Origin of the sequence: Janthinobacterium sp. 61 (assembly GCF_002846335.1) — a bacterium.
Classification (GTDB): domain Bacteria; phylum Pseudomonadota; class Gammaproteobacteria; order Burkholderiales; family Burkholderiaceae_D; genus Janthinobacterium.
The window spans coordinates 5,092,387-5,114,593 of record NZ_PJMQ01000001.1; the positions used below are offsets into that span (position 1 = coordinate 5,092,387).

At 61.1% G+C, this 22,207-nt stretch carries 26 protein-coding genes and 2 rRNA genes; 21 read left to right on the top strand and 7 right to left on the bottom strand.

Annotated elements, in window-relative coordinates:
- The first annotated feature begins 58 nt into the window (after positions 1–58).
- Positions 59–171, top strand: a 5S ribosomal RNA gene (rrf, locus tag CLU92_RS23090).
- 210 nt (positions 172–381) lie between these two features.
- A 5S ribosomal RNA gene (gene rrf / locus CLU92_RS23095) occupies positions 382–494 on the top strand.
- Between the two features lie 60 nt (positions 495–554).
- On the opposite strand, the gene CLU92_RS23100 is transcribed toward rrf (CLU92_RS23095), so the two are convergent.
- The 4 genes from CLU92_RS23100 to CLU92_RS23115 all read right to left on the bottom strand — a co-directional run bounded on the left by CLU92_RS23100 (position 555) and on the right by CLU92_RS23115 (position 3,570).
- On the bottom strand, positions 555–899 hold the full coding sequence (locus CLU92_RS23100) for a DUF1840 domain-containing protein (protein WP_101483760.1): 345 nt from the start codon (positions 897–899) through the stop codon (positions 555–557).
- A 180-nt stretch (positions 900–1,079) separates the two neighbouring features.
- Positions 1,080–1,625: a hypothetical protein gene (locus tag CLU92_RS23105; protein WP_257561460.1), complete on the bottom strand. Its 546-nt coding sequence runs from the start codon at positions 1,623–1,625 to the stop codon at positions 1,080–1,082.
- A 64-nt stretch (positions 1,626–1,689) separates the two neighbouring features.
- Complete coding sequence (locus tag CLU92_RS23110; RefSeq protein WP_101483762.1) at positions 1,690–3,210, bottom strand: YifB family Mg chelatase-like AAA ATPase; 1,521 nt, start codon at positions 3,208–3,210, stop codon at positions 1,690–1,692.
- Positions 3,211–3,321: 111 nt separating this feature from the next.
- Positions 3,322–3,570 carry an accessory factor UbiK family protein gene (locus tag CLU92_RS23115; RefSeq protein ID WP_035824443.1) on the bottom strand — a complete coding sequence of 83 codons (249 nt, stop codon included), beginning with the start codon at positions 3,568–3,570 and terminating at the stop codon, positions 3,322–3,324.
- 269 nt (positions 3,571–3,839) lie between these two features.
- Between CLU92_RS23115 and CLU92_RS23120 the strand changes: the two genes are divergently transcribed.
- The 13 genes from CLU92_RS23120 to CLU92_RS23180 all read left to right on the top strand — a co-directional run bounded on the left by CLU92_RS23120 (position 3,840) and on the right by CLU92_RS23180 (position 16,614).
- On the top strand, positions 3,840–4,607 hold the full coding sequence (locus tag CLU92_RS23120; protein WP_101483763.1) for a TorF family putative porin: 768 nt from the start codon (positions 3,840–3,842) through the stop codon (positions 4,605–4,607).
- 11 nt (positions 4,608–4,618) lie between these two features.
- A complete protein-coding gene (locus CLU92_RS23125; protein ID WP_010393464.1) occupies positions 4,619–4,957 on the top strand; it encodes a P-II family nitrogen regulator in 339 nt (112 codons plus the stop codon).
- Positions 4,958–4,968: 11 nt separating this feature from the next.
- Positions 4,969–6,504: an ammonium transporter gene (locus tag CLU92_RS23130; protein ID WP_101483764.1), complete on the top strand. Its 1,536-nt coding sequence runs from the start codon at positions 4,969–4,971 to the stop codon at positions 6,502–6,504.
- A 204-nt stretch (positions 6,505–6,708) separates the two neighbouring features.
- A complete protein-coding gene (gshA, locus tag CLU92_RS23135) occupies positions 6,709–8,007 on the top strand; it encodes a glutamate--cysteine ligase (RefSeq protein WP_101483765.1) in 1,299 nt (432 codons plus the stop codon).
- 97 nt (positions 8,008–8,104) lie between these two features.
- The gene (gene gshB, locus CLU92_RS23140; protein WP_101483766.1) at positions 8,105–9,073 is read left to right on the top strand and encodes a glutathione synthase; all 969 of its coding nucleotides are present in this window, start codon (positions 8,105–8,107) and stop codon (positions 9,071–9,073) included.
- Positions 9,074–9,075: 2 nt separating this feature from the next.
- The gene (locus CLU92_RS23145; RefSeq protein ID WP_029496035.1) at positions 9,076–9,480 is read left to right on the top strand and encodes a PTS sugar transporter subunit IIA; all 405 of its coding nucleotides are present in this window, start codon (positions 9,076–9,078) and stop codon (positions 9,478–9,480) included.
- A 92-nt stretch (positions 9,481–9,572) separates the two neighbouring features.
- Entirely contained in the window at positions 9,573–9,842 is a 270-nt protein-coding gene (locus CLU92_RS23150; RefSeq protein ID WP_034749416.1) for an HPr family phosphocarrier protein, read from the top strand.
- A gap of 44 nt (positions 9,843–9,886) precedes the next feature.
- The gene (gene ptsP / locus CLU92_RS23155) at positions 9,887–11,629 is read left to right on the top strand and encodes a phosphoenolpyruvate--protein phosphotransferase (protein WP_101484849.1); all 1,743 of its coding nucleotides are present in this window, start codon (positions 9,887–9,889) and stop codon (positions 11,627–11,629) included.
- Between the two features lie 134 nt (positions 11,630–11,763).
- Positions 11,764–12,963 (top strand): homoserine O-acetyltransferase, encoded by a 1,200-nt coding sequence (locus tag CLU92_RS23160; protein WP_101483767.1) that lies wholly within the window; start codon positions 11,764–11,766, stop codon positions 12,961–12,963.
- Positions 12,960–13,571, top strand: a complete 612-nt coding sequence (metW, locus tag CLU92_RS23165; RefSeq protein ID WP_070222822.1) for a methionine biosynthesis protein MetW — start codon at positions 12,960–12,962, stop codon at positions 13,569–13,571. The genes CLU92_RS23160 and metW overlap by 4 nt, the downstream gene beginning before the upstream one ends.
- A complete protein-coding gene (locus CLU92_RS23170) occupies positions 13,571–14,830 on the top strand; it encodes an AmpG family muropeptide MFS transporter (protein WP_101483768.1) in 1,260 nt (419 codons plus the stop codon). Before metW ends, CLU92_RS23170 begins: the two co-directional genes overlap by 1 nt.
- Positions 14,811–15,713 (top strand): M48 family metallopeptidase, encoded by a 903-nt coding sequence (locus CLU92_RS23175; protein ID WP_101483769.1) that lies wholly within the window; start codon positions 14,811–14,813, stop codon positions 15,711–15,713. The genes CLU92_RS23170 and CLU92_RS23175 overlap by 20 nt, the downstream gene beginning before the upstream one ends.
- Position 15,714: 1 nt before the next feature.
- Positions 15,715–16,614, top strand: a complete 900-nt coding sequence (locus CLU92_RS23180) for a pseudouridine synthase (RefSeq protein ID WP_101483770.1) — start codon at positions 15,715–15,717, stop codon at positions 16,612–16,614.
- A gap of 6 nt (positions 16,615–16,620) precedes the next feature.
- Here the strand turns inward: CLU92_RS23180 and CLU92_RS23185 are convergent, their stop codons facing one another.
- Positions 16,621–17,397 carry an exodeoxyribonuclease III gene (locus CLU92_RS23185; protein ID WP_101483771.1) on the bottom strand — a complete coding sequence of 259 codons (777 nt, stop codon included), beginning with the start codon at positions 17,395–17,397 and terminating at the stop codon, positions 16,621–16,623.
- A gap of 108 nt (positions 17,398–17,505) precedes the next feature.
- Between CLU92_RS23185 and pyrE the strand changes: the two genes are divergently transcribed.
- Positions 17,506–18,168 carry an orotate phosphoribosyltransferase gene (gene pyrE, locus CLU92_RS23190; RefSeq protein WP_010393161.1) on the top strand — a complete coding sequence of 221 codons (663 nt, stop codon included), beginning with the start codon at positions 17,506–17,508 and terminating at the stop codon, positions 18,166–18,168.
- Here the strand turns inward: pyrE and CLU92_RS23195 are convergent.
- Together CLU92_RS23195 and CLU92_RS23200 are read right to left on the bottom strand one after the other, a co-directional pair.
- Positions 18,165–18,419 carry a GNAT family N-acetyltransferase gene (locus tag CLU92_RS23195; RefSeq protein WP_180338576.1) on the bottom strand — a complete coding sequence of 85 codons (255 nt, stop codon included), beginning with the start codon at positions 18,417–18,419 and terminating at the stop codon, positions 18,165–18,167. The two genes, pyrE and CLU92_RS23195, sit on opposite strands and share 4 nt — an antisense overlap.
- Positions 18,407–19,150, bottom strand: a complete 744-nt coding sequence (locus CLU92_RS23200; protein WP_101483773.1) for a sulfite exporter TauE/SafE family protein — start codon at positions 19,148–19,150, stop codon at positions 18,407–18,409. Before CLU92_RS23200 ends, CLU92_RS23195 begins: the two co-directional genes overlap by 13 nt.
- Positions 19,151–19,274: 124 nt before the next feature.
- Here CLU92_RS23200 and CLU92_RS23205 point away from each other — a divergent pair, with 124 nt between their 5' ends.
- From CLU92_RS23205 to CLU92_RS23225, 5 genes are all read left to right on the top strand, one after another.
- The gene (locus CLU92_RS23205; protein WP_070222806.1) at positions 19,275–20,168 is read left to right on the top strand and encodes a LysR substrate-binding domain-containing protein; all 894 of its coding nucleotides are present in this window, start codon (positions 19,275–19,277) and stop codon (positions 20,166–20,168) included.
- Positions 20,169–20,189: 21 nt separating this feature from the next.
- Positions 20,190–21,065, top strand: coding sequence for an alpha/beta fold hydrolase (locus CLU92_RS23210; protein ID WP_101483774.1), 876 nt, complete (start codon positions 20,190–20,192; stop codon positions 21,063–21,065).
- A 93-nt stretch (positions 21,066–21,158) separates the two neighbouring features.
- Positions 21,159–21,350 (top strand): YqaE/Pmp3 family membrane protein, encoded by a 192-nt coding sequence (locus tag CLU92_RS23215; protein ID WP_092716721.1) that lies wholly within the window; start codon positions 21,159–21,161, stop codon positions 21,348–21,350.
- Positions 21,351–21,415: 65 nt separating this feature from the next.
- Positions 21,416–21,880, top strand: a complete 465-nt coding sequence (locus CLU92_RS23220) for a carboxypeptidase-like regulatory domain-containing protein (RefSeq protein WP_101483775.1) — start codon at positions 21,416–21,418, stop codon at positions 21,878–21,880.
- Positions 21,880–22,194 carry a hypothetical protein gene (locus tag CLU92_RS23225; protein WP_101484850.1) on the top strand — a complete coding sequence of 105 codons (315 nt, stop codon included), beginning with the start codon at positions 21,880–21,882 and terminating at the stop codon, positions 22,192–22,194. Before CLU92_RS23220 ends, CLU92_RS23225 begins: the two co-directional genes overlap by 1 nt.
- Positions 22,195–22,207: the final 13 nt, after the last annotated feature.

The following is a 22,207-nucleotide window of genomic DNA, read 5'->3' on the forward strand; positions in this document are numbered from 1 at the left end:
CTTCTTCCAGATTCAGGCTTTGTCGCTCAATTGAGGACAAATGCCAGTACAAGTTATGCCTGATGACCATAGCAAGTTGGTCCCACCCCTTCCCATCCCGAACAGGACCGTGAAACAACTTTGCGCCGATGATAGTGCTGCAACCAGTGTGAAAGTAGGTTATCGTCAGGCTTGTTATTCGTAGTAGAGAAAAACCCCCTCCAGTGCCAAGATGCCATGATGTCATCTTGCTGCCGGGAGGGGGTTTTTTTTCGTCTGGAGATTTATTTCAATAAAAACCGGGGCTTTTGGCACCGCATTGAGGCGAATTGCTATATAATTCGCCTCCTCAGATCAGATGGTTTGCTGCCCCGTTGGGAGCCGGCTGTTGAAAAAGTTATGCCTGATGACCATAGCAAGTTGGTCCCACCCCTTCCCATCCCGAACAGGACCGTGAAACAACTTTGCGCCGATGATAGTGCTGCAACCAGTGTGAAAGTAGGTTATCGTCAGGCTTGTTATATAAAAAAACCCCGCGTGCGCGGGGTTTTTTTTCGTCTTCAGTGTTCATCGAACTAGATGCCCCAGGTGATGCTTTCACCTTCCGCCTTGGCTGAGCGCAGCATTTCCATCAATGGGTAGGCACGCTGCGAAAAATGCACTTTCTGTGCGCGCGCATGGGTGCCCGTTTCGCCATCTTCCAGCGATTCAGGCGTATGCGCATCGTGTTCGATGTCGTTCTCCGGATGCAGTTTGCTTTCCGCGACTTCCTTTTCCAGCAAGGCCAGGGCATCTCCCGCTTCCGTCGGCGTGATCACGCCGCGGGTGGGGTTTTTGTGCAGGATGTCGAGGATACGCTGGGCATGTTCCTGGTACATCAGCACTTCAGGGGAGGATTTGGATTTGAATGAGATCAACATAAGCGCTTTCTGAAACTTGTTGTTAGTGTCGAAACAATATCACGACTTGAAATATTGCACAGGCTGTCCGATTGCCCGGATGACGCATTTGCGAGCCGGATAGGGCTATCTGTTGGACAGCACACGTATTTACAAGGGCGGCTGCTCCAGGCAGCTGCCTGTTTAAGCGATCATTAAGTCTCAATCCAGTTTCACTGAGTCCATGAAAGTGTCGATGGTGTCACGCGACAGCTTGCGCTCTTCACCGAGAATGATGATCTGGAAGATGTGCTTGTCCTGTGCCACGAAACGGCCGACCAGCAAGACAGGCTTGCCTTGCTGCGTGCCGCTCGCCTCGATGCTGAGCGAAGTGCGCTGGTGCGTTCCGGCAGCAGTGCTGCTGGCCGCCGATGCGGTTTTTTCGCTGCGCACGGTGCCGTTGATATTTTTCAACAGAGCTGTCTGCATGGCGGGCAGGGCAGCTTGCGCCTGTTCTGCGCTGTCGAGCACCGCGCTGCCGATGGCGAAGGTATTGCCATCGATTTCGCTCGCTGTCATGGTCAGGCTGACTTTCTTGCCATCGAGATCGATCTCGCGCGTCAGCACGGCCGGCTTGCCTGGAAACAGGGCCGTGAACTGGGCGTCGGGGCTGCGATAGTCGCGCCAGTCGAATTTCGGACTGCAGGCGGCCAGCGTGCAGGCTGTAGCGAGCATGGCAAGGAAGAGGGCAAGTGATGGTTTTTTCATCAGCAGATGGTAGCAGTGCCGCCAATCACGCGCAATCGCGCACGTGTGGCGTTTACCAGTCGCCTTATATTTCACGCAGTACGCGCCGGTACTGGATCGCTTCGGCGACATGCGGCGGCGTAATGGCGGAGCTGTCCGACAGATCCGCGATGCTGCGCGCCACGCGCAGTACCCGGTGGTAGGTGCGGGCCGACCAGTGCAGGCGCGTCATGGCGCCATGCAGCAACTGTTCGCCATGTGGCTCCAGGCGACAATGCTGTTCGATTTCCACGTTGCTCAGGCGCTGGTTCGATTTTCCCTGGCGTGCCAGCTGCAAGGCAAAGGCTGCCGCCACCCGGGTGGCGATGGCTTGCGTGCTTTCGCCAGCGCCTGCGTGCCTGCCCAGCGCCGCTGGCGGCATGGCGGCAACTTCGATTTGCAAGTCGATACGGTCGAGCAGCGGGCCGGACAGGCGACTGTGATAGCGCAGCACCGCGTCCGGTGTGCAGCGGCAGCGGCCGGAAGCGTGGCCCAGATAGCCGCATGGGCAGGGATTCATGGCGGCGATCAACTGAAAGCGGGCAGGAAATTCGGCCTGGCGGGCCGCGCGCGAAATGCTGATGACGCCCGATTCCATGGGCTGGCGCAAGACATCGAGTACCCGGCGCTGGAATTCGGCGATTTCATCGAGAAACAACACGCCGCAGTGGGCCAGCGAGATTTCTCCCGGGCGCGGCACGTTGCCGCCACCCACCAGGGCCACGCCGGACGCCGTCTGGTGCGGGGCACGATAGGGACGACGTTTCCAGTGTTCCACCTTGAAGTGGCCGCTCAGGGAATGCACGGCGGCCGATTCCAGCGCCTCTTCATCGCTCATGGGCGGCAGCACGCCGGGGAAGCGGCTGGCCAGCATGGTTTTGCCCGCGCCCGGTGGCCCCACCATCAGCACGTTATGGCCGCCTGCGGCCGCTACCTCCAGTGCGCGCCGCGCCTGCTGCTGCCCCTGTACGTCAGCAAAGTCGGGATACGCAAAAACCTGCGCTGCCAGCAAGGGCTGATGGCGCTGCAGGGCGGTCTTGCTGGCATGCGCGGCAAAATGGGCGCAGACCTCGAGCAGGCTGTGGGCGGGATAGATGCAGGCATCACTGACCAGCGCCGCCTCGCCCGCGTTCGCCTGCGGCAGGATGAAGGCGCGTGGCGCGCCAGCCTGGCTGCGCTGCATGGCAAAGGTCATGGCCAGTGCGCCACGGATGGGGCGGAGCTGTCCCGATAGCGACAGTTCCCCCGCGAATTCGTAATGGTGTAATTGGTCGCCTGGCAACTGGCCGGAGGCGGCCAGGATGCCCAGCGCAATGGGCAAGTCGAAGCGGCCCGATTCCTTGGGCAGGTCCGCAGGCGCCAGATTTGCCGTAATGCGCCGCGCCGGCATGTCAAAGCCACAGTTTTGCAGCGCGGCACGGACGCGGTCGCGCGATTCCTTCACTTCGGTGTCCGGCAGGCCGACTATCGTAAAGGAGGGCAAGCCATTGGCAAGGTGGACTTCGACACTTACCTCGGGTGCCTCCATGCCGGCCAGGGCGCGGCTTTTCAGGACGGCCAGACTCATCAGACTCCCCTTTAGCGCGGGCGCGGTCAGGATCAGTCTAGTCCTTGAAAAGGTGTCAGGCTTGAGGTATGCCAGCAAGGTTGTCAATAACGCGACCTTGCTGGCGATACTTTATGCCTTTGGGTCGTTCAGGCGCGTTTCCAGTTCGATCAGGCGCAATTCCAGTGCGTCCAGCTTGGCGCGGGTCTTGGCCAGCACTTGTGCCTGGATATCGAATTCCTCGCGCGTGACGAGATCGAGACGGGCGAAGCCCTGGGTCATCATCGATTTCACGTTTTTCTCGATATCCTTGGCAGGCGAGTTTTCGATGGCTTGATGGATCTTGCCTTGCAAGTCGTTAAAGAAGGTATTCATGTCCATGGTCAGTCCTTTTATGGTGCGGCCTGTGCATCGCACCATTGCGGTGCACAGCGGCGTTAATCTGGTGCGAAACTGGGCGGTTCATTGTGCTTCAGCAGTCCATTAGCGCAGTCCTGGCGGCTTGCAGGGTATGTATGGACGGAAATGCACCTGTCAAGGTGGCAAGAGAGCTGGCACGTATTCTGCTAAAGAAGCTATGAACGCTTTGTGATCTCCAGCCAAGATTTTAAACCTCAACCGCTTTAAAAGTTCAATAAAAGGGAATCGCCATGAAGAATCTGTCCAAGAACATGACTTTAGTAGCAGCGTTGACGCTGGCCATGACCGCCGTGTGCGGTAGCGCCATGGCCCAGGATGCAGTGGCAGCGCCTGCTGCGGCCGAAGCCGTACCTGATAACGTGGTGAGCTATAACGTGGCGCTGACCAGCGACTATCGTTACCGTGGGATCTCGCAAAGTCGACTCGATCCTGCCATCAGCGGTGGTGCCGACTACACCCACAATCCGACGGGCCTGTATGTAGGCACCTGGCTGTCGAGCATCAAATGGATCAAGGACGGCGGCGGCGATACCAACCTGGAATGGGATATCTACGGCGGCAAGCGTGGCGAGATCAGCAAGGACTTCACCTACGATGTGGGCGGCCTGTACTACTTCTATCCCTCGAATGGGCTGAGCACCAACGCGAACACCTTCGAGCTGTATGGCCAGCTCGGCTATGGTCCGGCCTACATCAAGTACTCGCACTCGACGACCAATCTGTTTGGCGTGGCTGACAGCAAGAACAGCGGCTACCTCGATGTGGGCGCGAATATCGATGTATACGAAGGTTATCTGCTGAACCTGCATGTGGGCCGTCAGAAGGTCGAGCACAACGATGCCCTCAGCTATACCGATTACAAGCTGGGTGTCACCAAGGATTTCGGCGTGGCAACAGTCGCCCTGGCCTACGTCAAAGCCAATATCACTTCGCTGGCGCCGAATGGCAAGAACCTGGCGAAATCCGGTCTCGTGCTGACCGTGTCCAAAACCTTTTAAGCGAGAATGCCATGAAAATGATTACAGCAATCATTAAACCGTTCAAACTGGACGAAGTGCGCGAAGCCTTGTCGGCTATCAATGTGCAAGGCATTACCGTCACCGAAGTCAAAGGGTTTGGTCGCCAGAAAGGTCACACGGAACTCTACCGTGGCGCTGAGTATGTCGTCGATTTCTTGCCAAAAACTAAGATTGAAGCGGCCGTGGATGACGCCATTGTCGACCAGGCCATTGAAGCGATCGAAGGTGCCGCGCGTACCGGTAAAATCGGCGATGGCAAGATCTTCGTCTACAACCTGGAACAAGTCATCCGCATCCGTACCGGTGAAACCGGCAACGAAGCGCTCTAAGGGGAATATTGATGCGTAAAAATATAACAAAATTGCTCGCTGGGATAGCCTGTCTGTGTGCTTTTGGCCTTGCCACGCCGAGCTTTGCCGATGCCCCCGCCAAGGCGGAAGAGGCCACGACTACTGTCGTCGCCGCTCCCGCCGTGACGCCGGTTCCTGACGCAGCGCCCGCAGCTGCCGCTCCGGCACCGGCAGCTGCCGCGCCAGCAGCTGCGCCCGTCGCCAACAAGGGCGATACCAGCTTCATGATGATCAGCACCTTGCTGGTGATTTTGATGACCATCCCCGGCCTGGCCCTGTTCTACGGCGGCCTGGTGCGGTCGAAGAACATGCTGTCGGTGCTGATGCAAGTGTTCATGGTGTTCGCGCTAGTGATCGTGCTGTGGTGTATTTATGGCTACTCGATCGCCTTCACGGAAAAAACCGCCTTCTTCGGTGGCTTCGACCGCCTGTTCCTGAACGGCATCTGGGATCCGGCCAAGGGCACGTTTGCCGCCGCCGCCACCTTCAGCAAGGGCGTCGTCATTCCCGAGTTCGTCTTCGTGGCTTTCCAGGGCACGTTTGCCGCCATCACGTGCGCACTGATCGTCGGCGCCTTTGCCGAGCGCGCAAAGTTTGCCGCGGTGCTGGCCTTCGTCGTGCTGTGGTTCACGTTCGCCTACCTGCCGGCCGCCCACATGGTGTGGTTCTGGACCGGTCCTGACCTGATCACGAATGCCGCCACCTCGGCCAGTGAAGCCCTGAAGGCTGGCTGGATCTGGCAAAAAGGCGCGCTGGACTTCGCCGGCGGCACCGTGGTGCACATCAATGCCGCTGTCGCCGGCCTGGTGGGTGCGATCATGATCGGCAAGCGCGTTGGCTACGGCCGTGAATCGATGGCGCCGCACTCGCTGACGATGACCATGATCGGCGCCTCCCTGTTGTGGGTGGGCTGGTTCGGTTTCAATGCCGGTTCCTCGCTGGAAGCGGGCGATGTGGCTGCCTTGGCCTTCGTCAACACACTGCTGGCAACTGCTGCCGCCACCCTGTCGTGGGTATTTGGCGAGTGGATCAGCAAAGGCAAGCCATCCATGCTCGGTGGCGCATCGGGCGCCGTTGCCGGCCTGGTGGCGATCACCCCGGCGGCCGGCTTTGTCGGCCCGATGGGCGGCCTGGTCATCGGCTTGCTGGCCGGTGTCATCTGCCTGTGGGGCGTGAACGGCTTGAAACGCCTGATCGGCGCCGACGATTCGCTCGACGTGTTTGGCGTGCATGGCGTGGGCGGCATCCTGGGTGCCTTGTTGACGGGTGTGTTTGCTGCACCACAACTGGGTGGTCAAGGCATCTTCGACTATGTCACCAACAAGATGTCGGCTGACCCGTATTCGATCGGACACCAGGTATGGGTGCAGGCGCAAGCGGTCGGCACCACCATCATCTGGTCGGCCGTGGTCTCCCTCATCGCGTATAAGCTGGTCGACATCGTCATCGGCCTGCGCGTACCGGAAGAAGAAGAGCGCGAAGGCCTCGATATCACCAGCCATGGCGAACAGGCATATCATGGCTAAATGATAATGATCTGGCATGTCAGCGCCCCGGCGCGGCATGCTAGGCTTGAAAAGGCGCCTCTTTGAGGTGCCTTTTTTTCGTTGTGGGAATGGAAAAGGTCTTTAAAACAAGGCTTTTGCCCCGATTTGGGGTACTTACACGGTAATATAGTCGGCAGTTCTGTGTGCTTTTTTGAATACTGCACATAATTTAAGGATGTAACTATGGTTCCCCATCTCGTCACGGCCCTGACCGGACCGCTGCTCGACCTCGAAAAAAAGATTCTGGCCGCGACGCCGGCCATTGAGCGCTGGTTCCGCATGGAGTGGCAAGAGCACACGCCGCCCTTCTATTGCTCGGTGGATTTGCGTAATGCGGGCTACAAGCTGGCGCCCGTCGATACCAATTTGTTCCCCGGCGGTTTTCATAACCTCGCCACGGAAATGCTGCCCTTGTCAGTGCAGGCGGCCATGGCTGCCATCGACAAGTATTGCCCGGACGCCCGCAACCTGCTGATGGTGCCGGAATTGCACAACACCACGCCGCAATACTTGCAAAACGTGGCGCGATTGATGCAGATCTTCCGCCAGACGGGACTGCACGTGCGCCTGGGCTCGTGGTCGCCCGAGATCACCCAGCCGACACCGCTGGCGTTGCCAGATGGCAACATGCTCGTCATCGAGCCGCTCGTGCGCCTGAATAACGGCCGCCGCCTGGGCTTGAAGGATTTCGATCCGTGCACGATCTTGCTGAATAACGACTTGTCGGACGGCATCCCCGATATCTTGCAAAATATTCATGAACAAAGCCTGCTGCCGCCTTTGCACGCGGGCTGGGCCCTGCGCCGCAAGAGCAACCACTACACGGCCTACGATGAGGTGGTGAAAAAATTCGGCAAGATGATCGATGTCGATCCATGGATGCTCAACCCGTTTCACGCCAAGTGCAGTGACGTCAACTTCCAGGAAGGCGAGGGCGAAGATGCGCTGGCCGCCAGCGTCGACGTGCTGCTGGCCAAGATCCGCAAGAAATACAAGGAATACGGCATCAAGGAAAAGCCCTTCGTCATCGTCAAGCCCGATGCGGGCACGTATGGCACGGGCATCATGACGGTGCGCGACGCCAGCGAAGTGCGCGACTTGTCGCGCAAGCAGCGCGACAAGATGTCCATCGTCAAGGACGGCAAAGTCGTCACCGACGTCATCATCCAGGAAGGCGTGCCCACGTTTGAAAGCATCAAGGATGCCGTGGCCGAGCCTGTTGTCTACATGATCGACCGCTACGTGGTGGGCGGTTTCTATCGCGTGCACGCGGAGCGGGGCGTGGACCAGAACCTGAACGCGCCCGGTTCGCAGTACGTGCCGCTGGCGTTTGCCCAGCAGCATGCCGTGCCGGACTTGAAGGCCAAGCCGGGCACGGCCGCGCCGAACCGCTTCTATGTGTATGGCGTGGTGGCGCGACTGGCCTTGTTGGCTGCATCGCTGGAAATGGAGCGCACGGACCCGAATCCCGAGGTGTATTGATCGATCCCAGCAGCTTGCCGGGCGCGGTGACTACTGCGCCTGGCGATCTCGGCTAGAATCAAGCATTCCTTATCCAGGCTCCCCGATTGGACGCACCATGAAAATTGCATTCCTTGCCGACCCGCTGGCAGGCTTCAAGACTTACAAAGATTCCACTTTCGCCATGATGCGCGAAGCGGCCAAACGCGGCCACGCCGTCTACGCCTTCGAGCAGAAGGACATGGCGCTGGAAGAGGGCATCGTCACGGCCCATGTGCAGCACATCGAGCTGACCGGCGACGAGCACGACTGGTACAAGGTTGTCTCGCGCGAGGAAGTGCGCCTGTCGGCCTTGGACGCCATCATCGAACGCAAGGACCCGCCGTTCGACATGGAATACGTGTACGGCACGTATCTGCTGGAACTGGCGGAAAAGCAGGGCGCGCATGTCTTCAACACGCCGTCCGCCATCCGCGACAACAATGAAAAGCTGGCCATCGCCCAGTTTTCCGAATTCACTTCGCCCACCCTGGTGACGTCGAATGAAGCGCGCCTGCGCGCCTTCCACGCCAAGCACCAGGACGTCATCTTCAAGCCCCTCGACGGCATGGGCGGCACGGGCATCTTCCGCGTCAAGGCCGATGGCCTGAACCTGGGCGCCATCATCGAGACCTTGAGCGAGAACGGCGCGCAAACCATCATGGCGCAGCGTTTCATTGCCGACATCGTCAAGGGCGACAAGCGCATCCTCGTCATCGGCGGCAAGCCGGTGCCATTTTCGCTGGCGCGCATCCCGCAGGCGGGCGAAGTACGCGGCAACCTGGCGGCCGGTGGAACGGGCGTGGCGCAGCCCTTGACGGCGCGCGATCTGGAAATAGCAGAAAAGCTGGGCCCGATCCTGGCCGCGCGTGGCCTGATGCTGGTAGGATTGGATGTGATCGGCGACTATCTGACGGAAGTCAATGTCACCAGCCCGACCTGCTTCCAGGAAATCATGCAGCAGACGGGTTTTGACGTGGCGGCCATGTTTGTCGACGCCGTCGAACATGGCGTCGCACAAGCGCAGCAGCGCCAGAAGGTGAAATGACTATGGTAGGGATTTTGCTCATGACACATGCCCCGCTGGGACAGGCGTTCATCGCCGCCTGCGCGCATGTGTTTCGCGGGCCAACAGAACGTTTTGAAGCCATCGATGTCGTCGCCGACCAGGACCTGGCGGAAGTGCAAAAGCTGGCTTCCGAAGCCATTTGCCGCCTCGACGACGGCTCCGGCGTGCTGGTAATTACCGATGTGAAGGGCGGCACGCCGTCGAACTGCTGCAACAAGCTGGCCGATGCTGGCCGGGTGGAAGTCATCGCCGGCATCAGCCTGCCTATGCTGCTGCGCGCCATCACGTATCGCCGCGACACGCTCGACGTGGTGGTGGAGATGGCGCTGGCCGGTGCGCAAAGCGGCGCCGTGCGCGTCGATAACCGCATCCGTGTGGGCGAATAAGGAAGTGCATGGCCGCCGCCCTGAAGGCGGCGGGTTTTATAGGCCAAGATTGTCATCAGCGTAGTGCATTCAGGGATAGAGACCATACAAAAATGATTCAAAGAGAACTCGAAATCATCAACAAGCTGGGACTGCACGCACGCGCCTCCGCCAAATTTACCCAGCTCGCCGCCAAGTTCAAGAGCGACGTCTGGCTGACCCGCAACGCGCGCCGCATCAACGCCAAGTCCATCATGGGCGTAATGATGCTGGCCGCCGGCAAGGGCGCGAAAGTGACCCTGGAAGCCGAGGGCGATGATGAGCAGGCATGTGTCGATGCGCTCACCGCCCTGATTAATGACAGGTTTGGCGAAGGCGAGTAATGCCCGCCGAACGCAGCCGCAGCCGCATTCCGACAGGTCACCCCATGGCATCTTTCACGCTCCACGGCATCCCGGTCTCCCGCGGCATCGCCATTGGCCGCGCGCATCTGCTGGCGCCGGCAGCCCTTGACGTCAAACATTACCTGGTCGCCCAGGAACAGATCGAAGCCGAAGTCCAGCGTTTGCAAAACGCCATCGCCGCCGTCCACAAGGAACTGCAAACCCTGTGGAACGAGCTGCCGAAAGATGCGCCCACCGAGCTGGGTGCGTTCATCGATGTGCATGCGCTGATCCTCTCGGACCCGATGATCGCCGAAGCGCCGCTCGACATCATCCGTTCGCGCCATTACAACGCCGAATGGGCGCTGCTGACGCAAATCGATGAATTATCGGCGCAGTTCGACGAAATCGAAGACCCGTATTTGCGCGAGCGCAAGGCCGATATCCAGCAAGTGGCCGAACGCGTGCTGAAGGTCTTGCTGGGCACCGAACAGCTGCTGCCCAAGGCGGCAGCCGAAGATGAGGTGCTGGCGCAGATGATCGTGGTCGCCCACGATATTTCGCCCGCCGACATGCTGCAATTCCGCGACCGTTCCTTCATCGGCTTCATTACCGACGTGGGCGGACAGAACTCGCACACGGCCATCGTCGCGCGTAGCCTGGATATCCCGGCCGCCGTTGGCATGTCGCAGGCGTCGATGCTGATCGAGCAGGACGACTGGCTGATCATCGACGGCGACGCCGGCGTGGTCATCGCCAACCCCAGCGCCCTGGTGCTGGAGCAGTACCGCGAGCGCCAGGTGGCCATGCAGCGCGCGCGCAAGAAGCTGGGCAAGCTGAAAAAGACGCCGGCCGTCACCAAGTGCGGCACCCCCATCACCCTGCTGGCGAATATCGAACTGCCCGAGGATTGTCCGTTTGCGCTGGAATCGGGCGCCAGCGGCGTGGGCCTGTTCCGTTCTGAATTCCTGTTCATGGGCCGCGCCCACAAGATTCCTACAGAGGACGAGCAGTTCGAGGCTTACCGCAGCACGGTGCAGTCGATGAAAGGGCGCGTGGTGACCATCCGCACGCTCGACATCGGCGCCGACAAGCCGCTCGATCAGTCCGACCATACGGCCTTGAATCCTGCCCTGGGCCTGCGCGCCATCCGTTACTGCCTGGCCGAGCCGCAACTGTTCCTGACGCAGCTGCGCGCGATTCTGCGCGCCTCGGCCTTTGGCAAGGTGCGCATCCTGATCCCCATGCTGGCGCATGCCTTCGAGATTGATCAGTCGCTGGCCATGATCGCCCAGGCGAAGGCCAGCCTGCGCGAGGAGGGCGTCAAGTTCGACGACGCCGTCGAAGTGGGCGCCATGATCGAGATTCCCGCCGCTGCGCTGGCCCTGCCCATGTTCGTCAAGCGCATGGATTTCCTGTCGATCGGCACGAATGATTTGATCCAGTACACCCTGGCCATCGACCGCGTCGATTACGAAGTGGCGCATTTGTACAATCCGCTGCACCCGGCCGTGCTGCAGCTGATCTCCATGACGATTGCGGCTGGCCATAAGGCGGGCATCGACGTGGCCGTGTGCGGCGAAATGGCGGGCGACGTGAAGCTCACGCGCTTGCTGCTGGGTATGGGGCTGCGCGAGTTTTCCATGCATCCGGCCCAGCTGTTGGCGGTCAAGCAAGAGATCCTCAACAGCGACCTGGGTCTGATCGCACCACAAATGCGCAAAATTATGCGCTCCATGGAACCAAATGTGATCGCGGAAGCCGTACAACAGTTGCAGCTCATGTAAACTGTCGCTTTATCAGCACCAGGAGGCATCGCGCGCGGCAAGATGTTTCCTGGTGTTAAAGTTGCAGAACCTATCATCGCGGTGCTGCATCGACCATGGCCCGTGGGGCCACCCCCTTTTATAAACCGACACACATGTCATCCATTGGAATCGTTTCGCCGCAAACCATGTATTTTGCGCAACCCCTGCAGCTGCAAAGCGGAGCATCGCTGCGGGACTATATGTTGATGTATGAAACCTACGGCACCCTGAACGCCGACAAATCGAACGCGGTGCTGGTTTGCCACGCCCTGAATGCCTCGCACCACGTGGCCGGCGTGTATGCCGACGAGCCGAAGAGCACGGGCTGGTGGGACAATATGGTGGGGCCGGGCAAGCCGCTCGATACGAACAAATTCTTTGTCATCGGCGTCAACAACCTGGGTTCCTGCTTCGGTTCGACGGGCCCCATGCACACCAATCCCGCCACCGGCAAGCCATATGGCGCCTCTTTCCCTGTCGTGACGGTGGAAGACTGGGTCAGCGCGCAGGCGCGCCTGGCCGATGAGCTGGGCATCAGACAGTTCGCCGCCGTGATGGGCGGCTCGCTGGGCGGCATGCAGGCGCTGGCGTGGAGCATCATGTTCCCCGAGCGGTTGAGGCACTGTGTGGTAATCGCCTCGACGGCCAAGCTGTCGGCGCAGAACATCGCCTTCAATGACGTTGCGCGCCAGGCCATCCTGTCCGACCCCGATTACCATGGCGGCGACTTCTATGCACACGGCGTGGTGCCGAAGAACGGCTTGCGCGTGGCGCGCATGGTGGGCCACATCACGTATCTGTCAAATGACGACATGGCCGAAAAATTCGGCCGCAAGCTGCGCGATGCGGCGCAGACGGGCGACTACAAATTCGGCTTCGGCATCGATTTCGAGATCGAATCGTACTTGCGCTACCAGGGCGACAAGTTCTCCGAGTACTTCGACGCGAACACCTATCTGCTGATTACCAAGGCGCTCGATTATTTCGATCCGGCGCGCGCGCATGGCGGCGACCTGGCCAAGGCCCTGTCGGGCACCCAGGCCAAGTTCTTCCTCGCCTCGTTTTCCACCGACTGGCGTTTCTCGCCCGAGCGCAGCCGCGAAATCGTCGAGGCGCTGGTGTGCAACCGCCGCCAGGTGACCTATGCGGAAATCGACGCGCCGCACGGCCACGACGCTTTCCTGCTGGAAGATGCGCGCTACATGAACATGGTGCGCGCCTATTATGGCCAGGTATGGAATGACATCAACGTGGGCGCGCCCGCAGCAGCCAGGAACACCGCCGTCCGCCAGGGCGCCAAGGAGATAGCATGACTTTTGACGAATTGAGCGCGTTGCGCCCCGACCTGGCCTTCATCGCCCACTGGGTGCCGAATAACGCGCATGTGCTGGACGTGGGCTGCGGCGAAGGCGTGATGCTGCAGTACCTGCAAAGCGACAAGGAGTGCAGCGGCTATGGCATCGAGATCGCCGACGACAAGGTATTGGCCAGTACGTTACGCGGCGTCAATGTGATCCAGCAGGACATGGAAAAAGGCCTGGCCATTTTTGGCGACAACAGCTTCGACACGGTGCTGTGTCTGTCGTCCTTGCAGATGATGAAGCAGGTCGAGCCGCTGCTGCGCGACATCGTGCGCGTGGGCGCCGAGGCTATCGTCTCGTTTCCCAATTTCGCCTACTGGCCGCACCGCGTGGCGCTGCTGAAAGGGCGCATGCCCGTGTCGAAATCGCTGCCTTACCAGTGGTATGACACGCCCAACGTGCGCTGCGCTACCATCAATGACTTCCGTGAACTGGCCGAAGAATGCGGCCTGGAAGTGATCGAATGCGTGGCCCTTGCCGAAGGCAAGATGGTCTCCGTGCTGCCGAACCTGCGCGGCGACCTGGCCGTCTTCCGTCTGCGCAAAAAAGCGGTGCATTGATGACGACAAGTCCGGCGCCAGGCTGGCGTTCCTACGCCAGCGGCCGCATGCTGGCCGTGCTGGTGCTGGGCTTCAGTTCCGGCCTGCCCCTGTTCATCCTGCTGTACCTGCTGCAGGCATGGCTGGCCAAGTCGGGCCTGAACGTAAAAGCGCTGGGGCTGTTCGCCCTGGTGCAGTTCCCCTACATCTGGAAATTCCTGTGGGCGCCTCTGATGGACCGCTACCGCATCCTGGGACTGGGTCGCCGACGCGGCTGGATGGCACTTACGCAGGTGGCGCTGTTCTTTTCCATCGGCGGCATGGGCATGCTCGATCCGCTCACGCAGATCGGCCTGATCGCCGCCGCTGCGGGCGGCGTGGCCTTTCTGTCGGCCAGCCAGGACATCGTTATCGACGCCTACCGACGCGAAATCCTTTCCGATAACGAGCAGGGCCTGGGCGCCGCCGTCATCGTCAACGCCTATAAAGTGGCGGGCATGGTGCCGGGTGCGCTGTCGCTGATCCTGGCCGACCGCATGCCGTGGCAGCCCGTCTTCTGGATCACGGCCGCCTTCATGTTGCCGGGCCTCGTCTGTACCTTGCTGATCAAGGAACCCACCGTCTACGGTTCGCCGCCGAAGACCATGCGCGAAGCGATCATCTTGCCGTTCCAGGAATTCATCGCGCGCGATGGTTGGCGTAACGCAATGTGGATCCTCGCCTTCGTACTACTCTACAAAATCGGCGACAGCATGGCCACGGCGCTGGCGACGAAGTTTTACCTGGACCTGGGGTTTAGCATGACGCAGATCGGCCTGGCCGCCAATACCACGGGTTTCTGGGCCAGCCTGGCCGGCGGCGTGGTGGGCGGCGTGTGGATGCTCAAGCTGGGCATCAACCGTGGCCTGTGGGTGTTTGGCGCGCTGCAGGCGATCGCCATTCTCGGCTTTGCCTGGCTGGCGCAGGTGGGGCCGAACACCATGCTGCTCAGTGCCGTGATCGGTTTTGAAGCATTTGCCAGCCTGGGCCTGGGTGCTGCCGCCTTTGTCGCGTTCCTGTCGCGCACCACGGATCCGCGCTACACGGCCACGCAATATGCGCTGTTTTCCAGTTTGAGCGCCGTGCCGCGCACCCTGATCAATGCCTCGGTGGGCTTTCTGGTTGCCGAGCTGGGCTGGTTCTCGTTTTTCATTGTTTGCTTCTTCCTGGCCTTCCCGGCCATGATGATGTTGCCTAAAATTGCCCCATGGAGGTCTGCCAATGGCACCAATATCCCTTAAACGTTATACCGTCCTGGCCAGCCTGTGCGCGGCCACCGCGCTGGCGCCCCTGTCCGTCTTTGCCCAGCAGGCGACGGTACAGGATGGCATCAAGGTGCGTCCTTTGTCGACCTCGCGCATCTTTGCCGGCGGCGCCGATTTCAACGCACAATCGAAGCAGCAATATACGCAGCTGGTCAACGAAGCGAAGGAAAAAAATGCGCTGGTGCCGGACAGCGACCCGCAAGTGAAACGCCTGCGCGCCATCGCCCAGCGCATCATCCCGTTCGCCACGCGCTGGAACGAGGCGGCGGCTAACTGGAACTGGCAGGTCAACCTGCTCAACTCGGATGAGGTCAACGCCTTTTGCATGCCGGGCGGGCAGATCGCTTTTTACAGCGGCATTATCACGAAGCTGAATTTGACCGACGATGAAGTGGCCGTCGTCATGGGACATGAAATTTCGCATGCCTTGCGCGAACACGCGCAGGCGCAGGCAGGCAAGGGCAACCTGGCCGCCGTCGGCGCCAAGCTGGCCGGCGCCGGCCTGTCGGCCTGGCTCGGCGTCGACCCGAATCTGACCAGCACCGCCACGAATATGGCGGCCAAGGGCGTGATGCTGAAGTTCTCGCGCGACGATGAACGCGAGGCGGATTTGATCGGCATGGACCTGGCCGCGCGTGCAGGTTTCGATCCGCGCGCCGGCGTCATCCTGTGGCAGAAGATGGCGGCCGCAAGCGCGGGCGCGCCGCCGGAATTCCTCTCGACCCACCCGTCGGGCAAGGACCGCATCTCGCAGATGAACAGCCATATGGCGCAGGTGCTGCCCCTGTACGCGCGCAGCAAGGGCGTCAGTGTCGAGGCATTGCCGCCCTACCGCAGCAACGCTATCGCGCAGCGCTAGGATGTCCAGCCGCCACGCTGCCTCACCCTTGCCCATGCGCGATGGCGTGGCGCCCAGCTACCTGTGGCTGCCGGAAGGACAATGGCCCGACATGCTGTCGTTTCTGCTTGATCGCTATCCGCAGATCAGCGCCGCGCAATGGCAGGACCGCATGGCGCGCGGTGACGTGGTCAATGGCGACGGCGCCGTGCTGGCGCCCGACAGCGCATACCGGCGCGGCATGCGCATTTTTTACTACCGCGAGCTGGAGCGCGAAACGCCGATCCCGTTCCAGGAAGAGATCCTGTTCCAGGACGAACACCTGGTGGTGGTCGACAAACCGCATTTCCTGCCCATGACGCCGGCCGGGCGGTTCGTGCAGGAGACCTTGCTGACGCGCCTGAAGAAAAACCTGGACTGCGCCGAGCTGACGCCGATCCACCGCCTCGACCGCGAGACGGCCGGCGTGGTGATTTTTTCGCGCCTGGTAGCCAGCCGTGGCGCCTACCAGTCGCTGTTCCAGCGCCGCGAAGTGCGCAAGACGTATGAGGCGCTGGCACCGCACCTCGATGGCCGCGATTTTCCGTTCACCTATCGCAGCCGCATGGTCGAGGGCGAGCAGTTCTTCCTCATGCGTGAGGAGGCGGGCGAGCCGAACTCGGAAACCGTCATCGACGTGATCGAACGGCGCGGCGAGGTGAACCTGTACCGGCTGTACCCGCACACGGGGCGCAAGCACCAGCTGCGCGTGCACCTGGCTTCACTCGGCATCCCCATCGTCAACGATGCGTTTTACCCGCTGGCCCTGCAGTGCAAGGAAGATGACATGTCGCAGCCCTTGCAGCTGCTGGCGCGGGCGATCGATTTCACGGATCCGTTGACGGGCGAGCTGCGCCATTTTGAAAGCCGGCGCAGCCTGTAGCAGTGCTTATGCCTTGATCGTGTAATCGATGATCAGTGGCGCATGGTCGGAGAAACGCTCGTCCTTGTAGACGCTGACCGTATGCGCCTGGGCCGCGATACCGGGCGTGGCGACATGGTAGTCGATGCGCCAGCCCACGTTCTTCGCGTAGGCCTGGCCCCGGTTGCTCCACCAGGTGTACTGGTCTTCGCGCTTGTCCAGGCCGCGGTGCACGTCGACAAAGCCCACTTCGTCGAAGACGCGCGTCAGCCACGCGCGCTCTTCCGGCAGGAAGCCGGAATTCTTCTTGTTGCCCTTCCAGTTCTTCAGGTCGATTTCATGGTGGGCGATATTCCAGTCGCCACAGATGACCACTTCGCGGCCCAGCGCCTTCAATTCCAGCAGATGCGGCAGGAATAGCTCCATGAAACGGAACTTGGCTTCCTGGCGCTCCGGGCCGGACGAGCCGGAAGGGCAGTACACGGAAATGACGGACAGCTTGCCAAAATCACAGCGCACGTAGCGGCCTTCGGCGTCGAATTCCGGGCTGCCGAAGCCGATATGCACGGCGTCCGGTTCGACCTTGCTATATATGCCCGTTCCCGAATAACCCTTCTTCTCGGCATAGTGGAAATGGCCATGATAGCCGTGGGGATTGAGGAATTCCGGCGTCATGTCGGGCAGTTGCGCCTTCAATTCCTGCACGCAGATGAAATCGGCCGTCTGCGTGCCCATCCAGTTGAAAAAGCCTTTTTTGGCGGCGGAACGGATGCCGTTCAAGTTGGCGGAGATAATTTTTGGCATAAGTCGAGAGTGAAAGGGCGCTGGACGGGGCCGGCGGGCGCGGCATGGCGATTGTCTCGCCGGTGCGCGCGGATTAAAATACAGGCACTTTTAAAAAATGAGGCTAATGTGAATAATTTACGCCAGCAGTTTATCGCGTTTTCAGTATCCAAGGGAGTCTTGCGGTTTGGCGAGTTCACCACCAAGGCCGGACGCCAGTCGCCATACTTCTTCAATGCGGGCCTGTTCCATGATGGTGCTACCCTGGCCGAGCTGGCGCAGTTCTACGCGCAGACCCTGCTCGACTCGGGCGTCGAATTCGACATGCTGTTCGGCCCCGCCTACAAGGGCATCACCCTGGCATCGGCCACCGCCGTGGCGCTGGCCGGCAAGGGCCGCAACACTTCGTTCGCCTTCAACCGCAAGGAAGCCAAGGACCATGGCGAAGGCGGCACCATCGTCGGCGCCAAGCTACATGGCAAGGTTGTCATTATTGACGATGTGATCTCGGCCGGTACCTCGGTACGCGAGTCGGTGGACATGATCCGCGCCGCCGGCGCCGAGCCATGCGCCGTGCTGATCGCCCTGGACCGCATGGAGCGTTCGGGCCCGGACGGCCAGCTGTCGCCAAGTTCGGCGGTGCAGGAAGTGTCGAAACAGTATGGTATTCCCGTCATCTCAATCGGCAACCTGGACGACTTGTTCGGCTACCTGAATGGCGCGGGCGCCGATCCGGAACTGCTGAAATATAAAGAGGCTGTTTCCGCGTACCGCAATCGGTATGGAATTTAAGTAGTCCTCTCCAGCAGCGCCCGCAGCCGCGGGTCGCTGCAGGTAGCGCTGGCCGATGGGTGGCATTGCAACAAGCGCCGCAACAGCGCGCCGCCGATGCCGCGCCGCCGGAACGGCGGTTTCACGAACAGCATGTTCACCGTCACTTCATCGGCGCGCCTGCTGATATCGAGCATGGCCACTTGCTGGCCGTCGATCCACGCGCACAGCGCGCTATCCCCTTGCCACTCTATCTGCATCACGCCAGCCATGGTTTCAGCGCCGCATGCAGGCCCAGGGCGAACAGCCCGACAAAAAAGCACCGCTTGAATACTTGCTGCGCGATGCGCCCGCGCAGCCATTGGCCGGCCAGCATGCCGCCCAGCGCCGGCAGCAGCGCATACGCGGAAACGGCCGCCGCGCCCAGGCTGAAGTTGCCGTGCAATGCCAGGCTGGCCGCCAGCGCCACGGTCGATGCCGTAAACGCCAGGCCCAGCGCCTGCACCAGCGCGTCGCGTGCCAGCCCCAGTCCCTGCAGATACGGCACGGCGGGGATCACGAAGACGCCCGTGGCGGCAGTCAGCAATCCCGTCACGGCGCCTGCCATGGGCCCCAGCCAGGCTTCATGCCGCGTCGGCACGCGCAGTTGCAGCGAGAACAGTCCCGCCAGCGCGTACAGCATCAGCGCCACGCCCAGCGCAACGACGGCCCAGGCGCCGCTGTCCTGCGGCAGCAGGGCGCCGCCCGTCAAGGTAGCCGCGATGACGGCGGCCAGCATGGGCCACAAACGGCGCAGCAGGGCGCGCAGGCCCGGGCCGGCCGCCAGCTGCCATACATTCGTCACCATCGACGGCACGATCAGCAGGGCTGCCGCCTGCACGGGTGGCATGACGAGGCTGAGCGTGCCCATGGCCACCGTCGGCAGCCCCAGTCCGACTACGCCCTTGACGAAGCCAGCGACGAGGAAGCTGGCGCCGATAGCCAGCAGAAATGATGTCTCCATTTTTTATTCCACAGTGGTTTTGCAAGGATTCTGCGCCTGCCCGCGCCTTTCGCCAAGGTGGATTATCTTGAGTCAGCCTTAGGGATGGACGAAGGCTGATAAGATGGCGAAAAGGAGAGCTGCCATGCGTTTTGATCTGGTCGATTTGCAGCTGTTTGTCAACGTGGTGGAGGCGGGCAGCCTGACGGCGGGGGCTGCGCGCAGCCACCTGGCGCTGGCCTCAAGCAGCGCGCGCGTGCGCGGCATGGAAGAGATGCTGGGCATGCCCCTGCTGCTGCGCGGGCGGCGTGGCGTTGAGCCGACACCGGTAGGGCAGACCTTGCTGCATCACGCGCGCCTGGTACTGCTGCAAATGGAGAAAATGCGCGGCGAGTTAGGTGAATTTGCGCGCGGCTTGAAAGGACAGTTGCGGCTGCTATGCAATACGGCGGCGCTCAGCGAATTTTTGCCTGAGGCACTCGGTGCTTTTCTCGACCGCCATCCGAACCTGACCATCGACCTGGAGGAGCGCCTCAGTTACGATATCGTCAAAGCCGTTTCGGAAGGGCTGGCCGACATGGGCATCGTGTCCGACTCGGTCGACATGCGCGGCTTGCAGACGTTTTTGTTCCGCCCCGACCGTTTAGTCGTCATCGCGGCAGCCGACGGCGTGCATCACCGCGCGCTCGGCCAGGATGGCGTCGTCGCGTTCTCCACGCTGCTGGATCACGATTTCATCGGCCTGGCCGATGACAGCGCGATGCAGCAGTACCTTGGCATGCATGCGGCGCGCCTGGGTCGTCCGTTGAAGGTGCGCGTGCGCCTGCGCAGTTTCGATGCCGTGTGCCGCATGGTCGCCAGCGGCGTGGGCATCAGCGTGGTGCCGCTGGCGGCGGCCAGCCGCTGCCAGCAGACGATGGCGCTGCGCTGCCTGGAATTATCCGATCCCTGGTCGGTACGCAATCTGACGATTTGCGTACGCCAGTTCAGTGAATTACCCCTGTACGCGCGCCAGTTGATCGATCATCTGAAGGCGTAACAGGGCACGACAGGAGCAGCGATGCGTTTTTCAGAAGACAAGATGGCCAGCCTGCTGTGCAGCGACCAGGTCGAGCGGCCCATTCATATCTGGCAGCCGCCACAGCCCCAACGCCCCCGCGCCGTGATCCTGGCGATCCACGGCGGCATGGCGCACGCGGGCGATTACGTCACGCCGGCGCTGACCTTCCGCCAACATGGCTTCGCCACCGCCAGCTTCGACATGGTGGGCCACGATGGCAAGCGCAAGGTGGATATCCCTTCGTTCGAGGCCTTCCTCGACGACGAGGAACTGTTCCTCGCCTGGATCAAGCAGGCGTATCCGGGCTTGCCGATTTTCGTCATGGGCCATTCAATGGGGGGCTTGATCGCCACGCACCTTGGCCTGCGCCGTTTTGCGGGCGACCCGGCCATCCGGGGTTTCATTATCTCCTCGCCGTATTACGTGAATGCGATTCCCGTGCCGAAGGTGCTGCAGATGCTGTCCGGCTGGCTGGCCAAGCGCTACCCCACGATGAAGGTGCCGCTGGGCAACCTGACCATGTTGCTGACGCACGATCAAACCATCACCGCGCGCCATTTTCAGGATGAGCGCGATGGCATACGCGCCAGTGCAGCGTCGGTGCGCTTCGCCCATGCCTTGACGTCGGCGCAAAAGGAACTGGCGGGCGGCTTGTCGGATTGGCGCTTCCCCCTGTTTGCCGTGGTGGCGGGCGACGACAAGCTGGCCAACAGCCGCGCCACGGAAAGCCTGCTGCGCAGCGTGCCCGAGGGCCTGCTCGACTATCATTACTATCCGGCCAATTACCACGAGAATTTCAATGAAGTGAACCGCGACGTGATCTTTGCCGCCATCCTGGCCTGGATCGAAAAGCTGCTCCCACCCGTGCCGGCGTGAGTCGCAGGTATCGTTATAATCGGATAAATTGATTTTATCGCCGGCGCGCCGGCCCGGTCCCCGCGGCACAGGGGAATACTCAAGGAACGAACGATGCGCTTGCTGATTGCCCTGATACTCCCGTGGCTGACCTTTTTCACCATCGGCCGCCCCATTGCCGGCATCATTTGCCTGATCCTGCAAATCACCTTGATCGGCTGGCTGCCAGCCACGATCTGGGCCGTTTATGCGCTGAGCCAGTACAAGACGGACCAGAAGATCGCCGAAGCCATGCGCCGGCGCTGATCGTGTTCTAAGGCTGGCCTAAGCTGCGCTTCCTATCTTGATTCAAGCAATATGAGGAGAGTGAGATGGCACCAGACAGACGCGGTACCCTGAGCCTGGCGGCGGTAATGCTGGCAGCCGGGCTGTTGCTGGGAAGTGCGGTGCAAGCCCAAACCGACAGCGCACTTCCGCCCGTGCAAAAGAGCGGCGCGGTGGAATATCTGAGCGGCGGTATCGGCCTCGACGAGTCGACTGCCATCAAGAGCGCCAGCCGGCATTGGCCCTTGAGCCTGGTGTTTTCCGTGCAGGCGGGGGGCAAGGCGGAATTTGCCTCCGACGTGAAGCTGGAAATACACGATGCCAAGGGCGCGCAGGTGCTTGAAACGACGGCCAGCGGACCGTTCCTGCTGGCGAAACTGCCGCCGGGCAGCTACAGCTTGCGCGCCACCCTTGCCGGCAATACTTTGGCGCGCAAGGTGCAAGTCAAGGCGGGATCGTCCGCGCGCGTTGAGCTGGTCTGGGCGGCGGGAACGAACCAGGGCCGGCCTTGATGCCCGGCGACGGCAAGGCGTCCGAACGGGGCTTGTCGGCGCATATCCTGCCCACATCGGCGACGATGGTCGGCGTGTGCATGACGGTGCTGTCGATCGGGCACCTGGCGCCGCGCGGCGAGGTGCGCGTGGCCATCGACAAGCTGCTCGCCGTCGATGCCATCGTCTTTCTCGTCAGCGCCGTGCTTTCGTTCATGTCGCTGCGCCCCGGCCAGTCGCGCTTGCGCTACGAATGGTGGGGTGAACTGCTGTTCATTTGCGGCCTGGCCCTGCTGGCGCTGGGTGCCGTGGTGCTGGCCTTCGTCATCAACTGATCTCGGTCAGTTG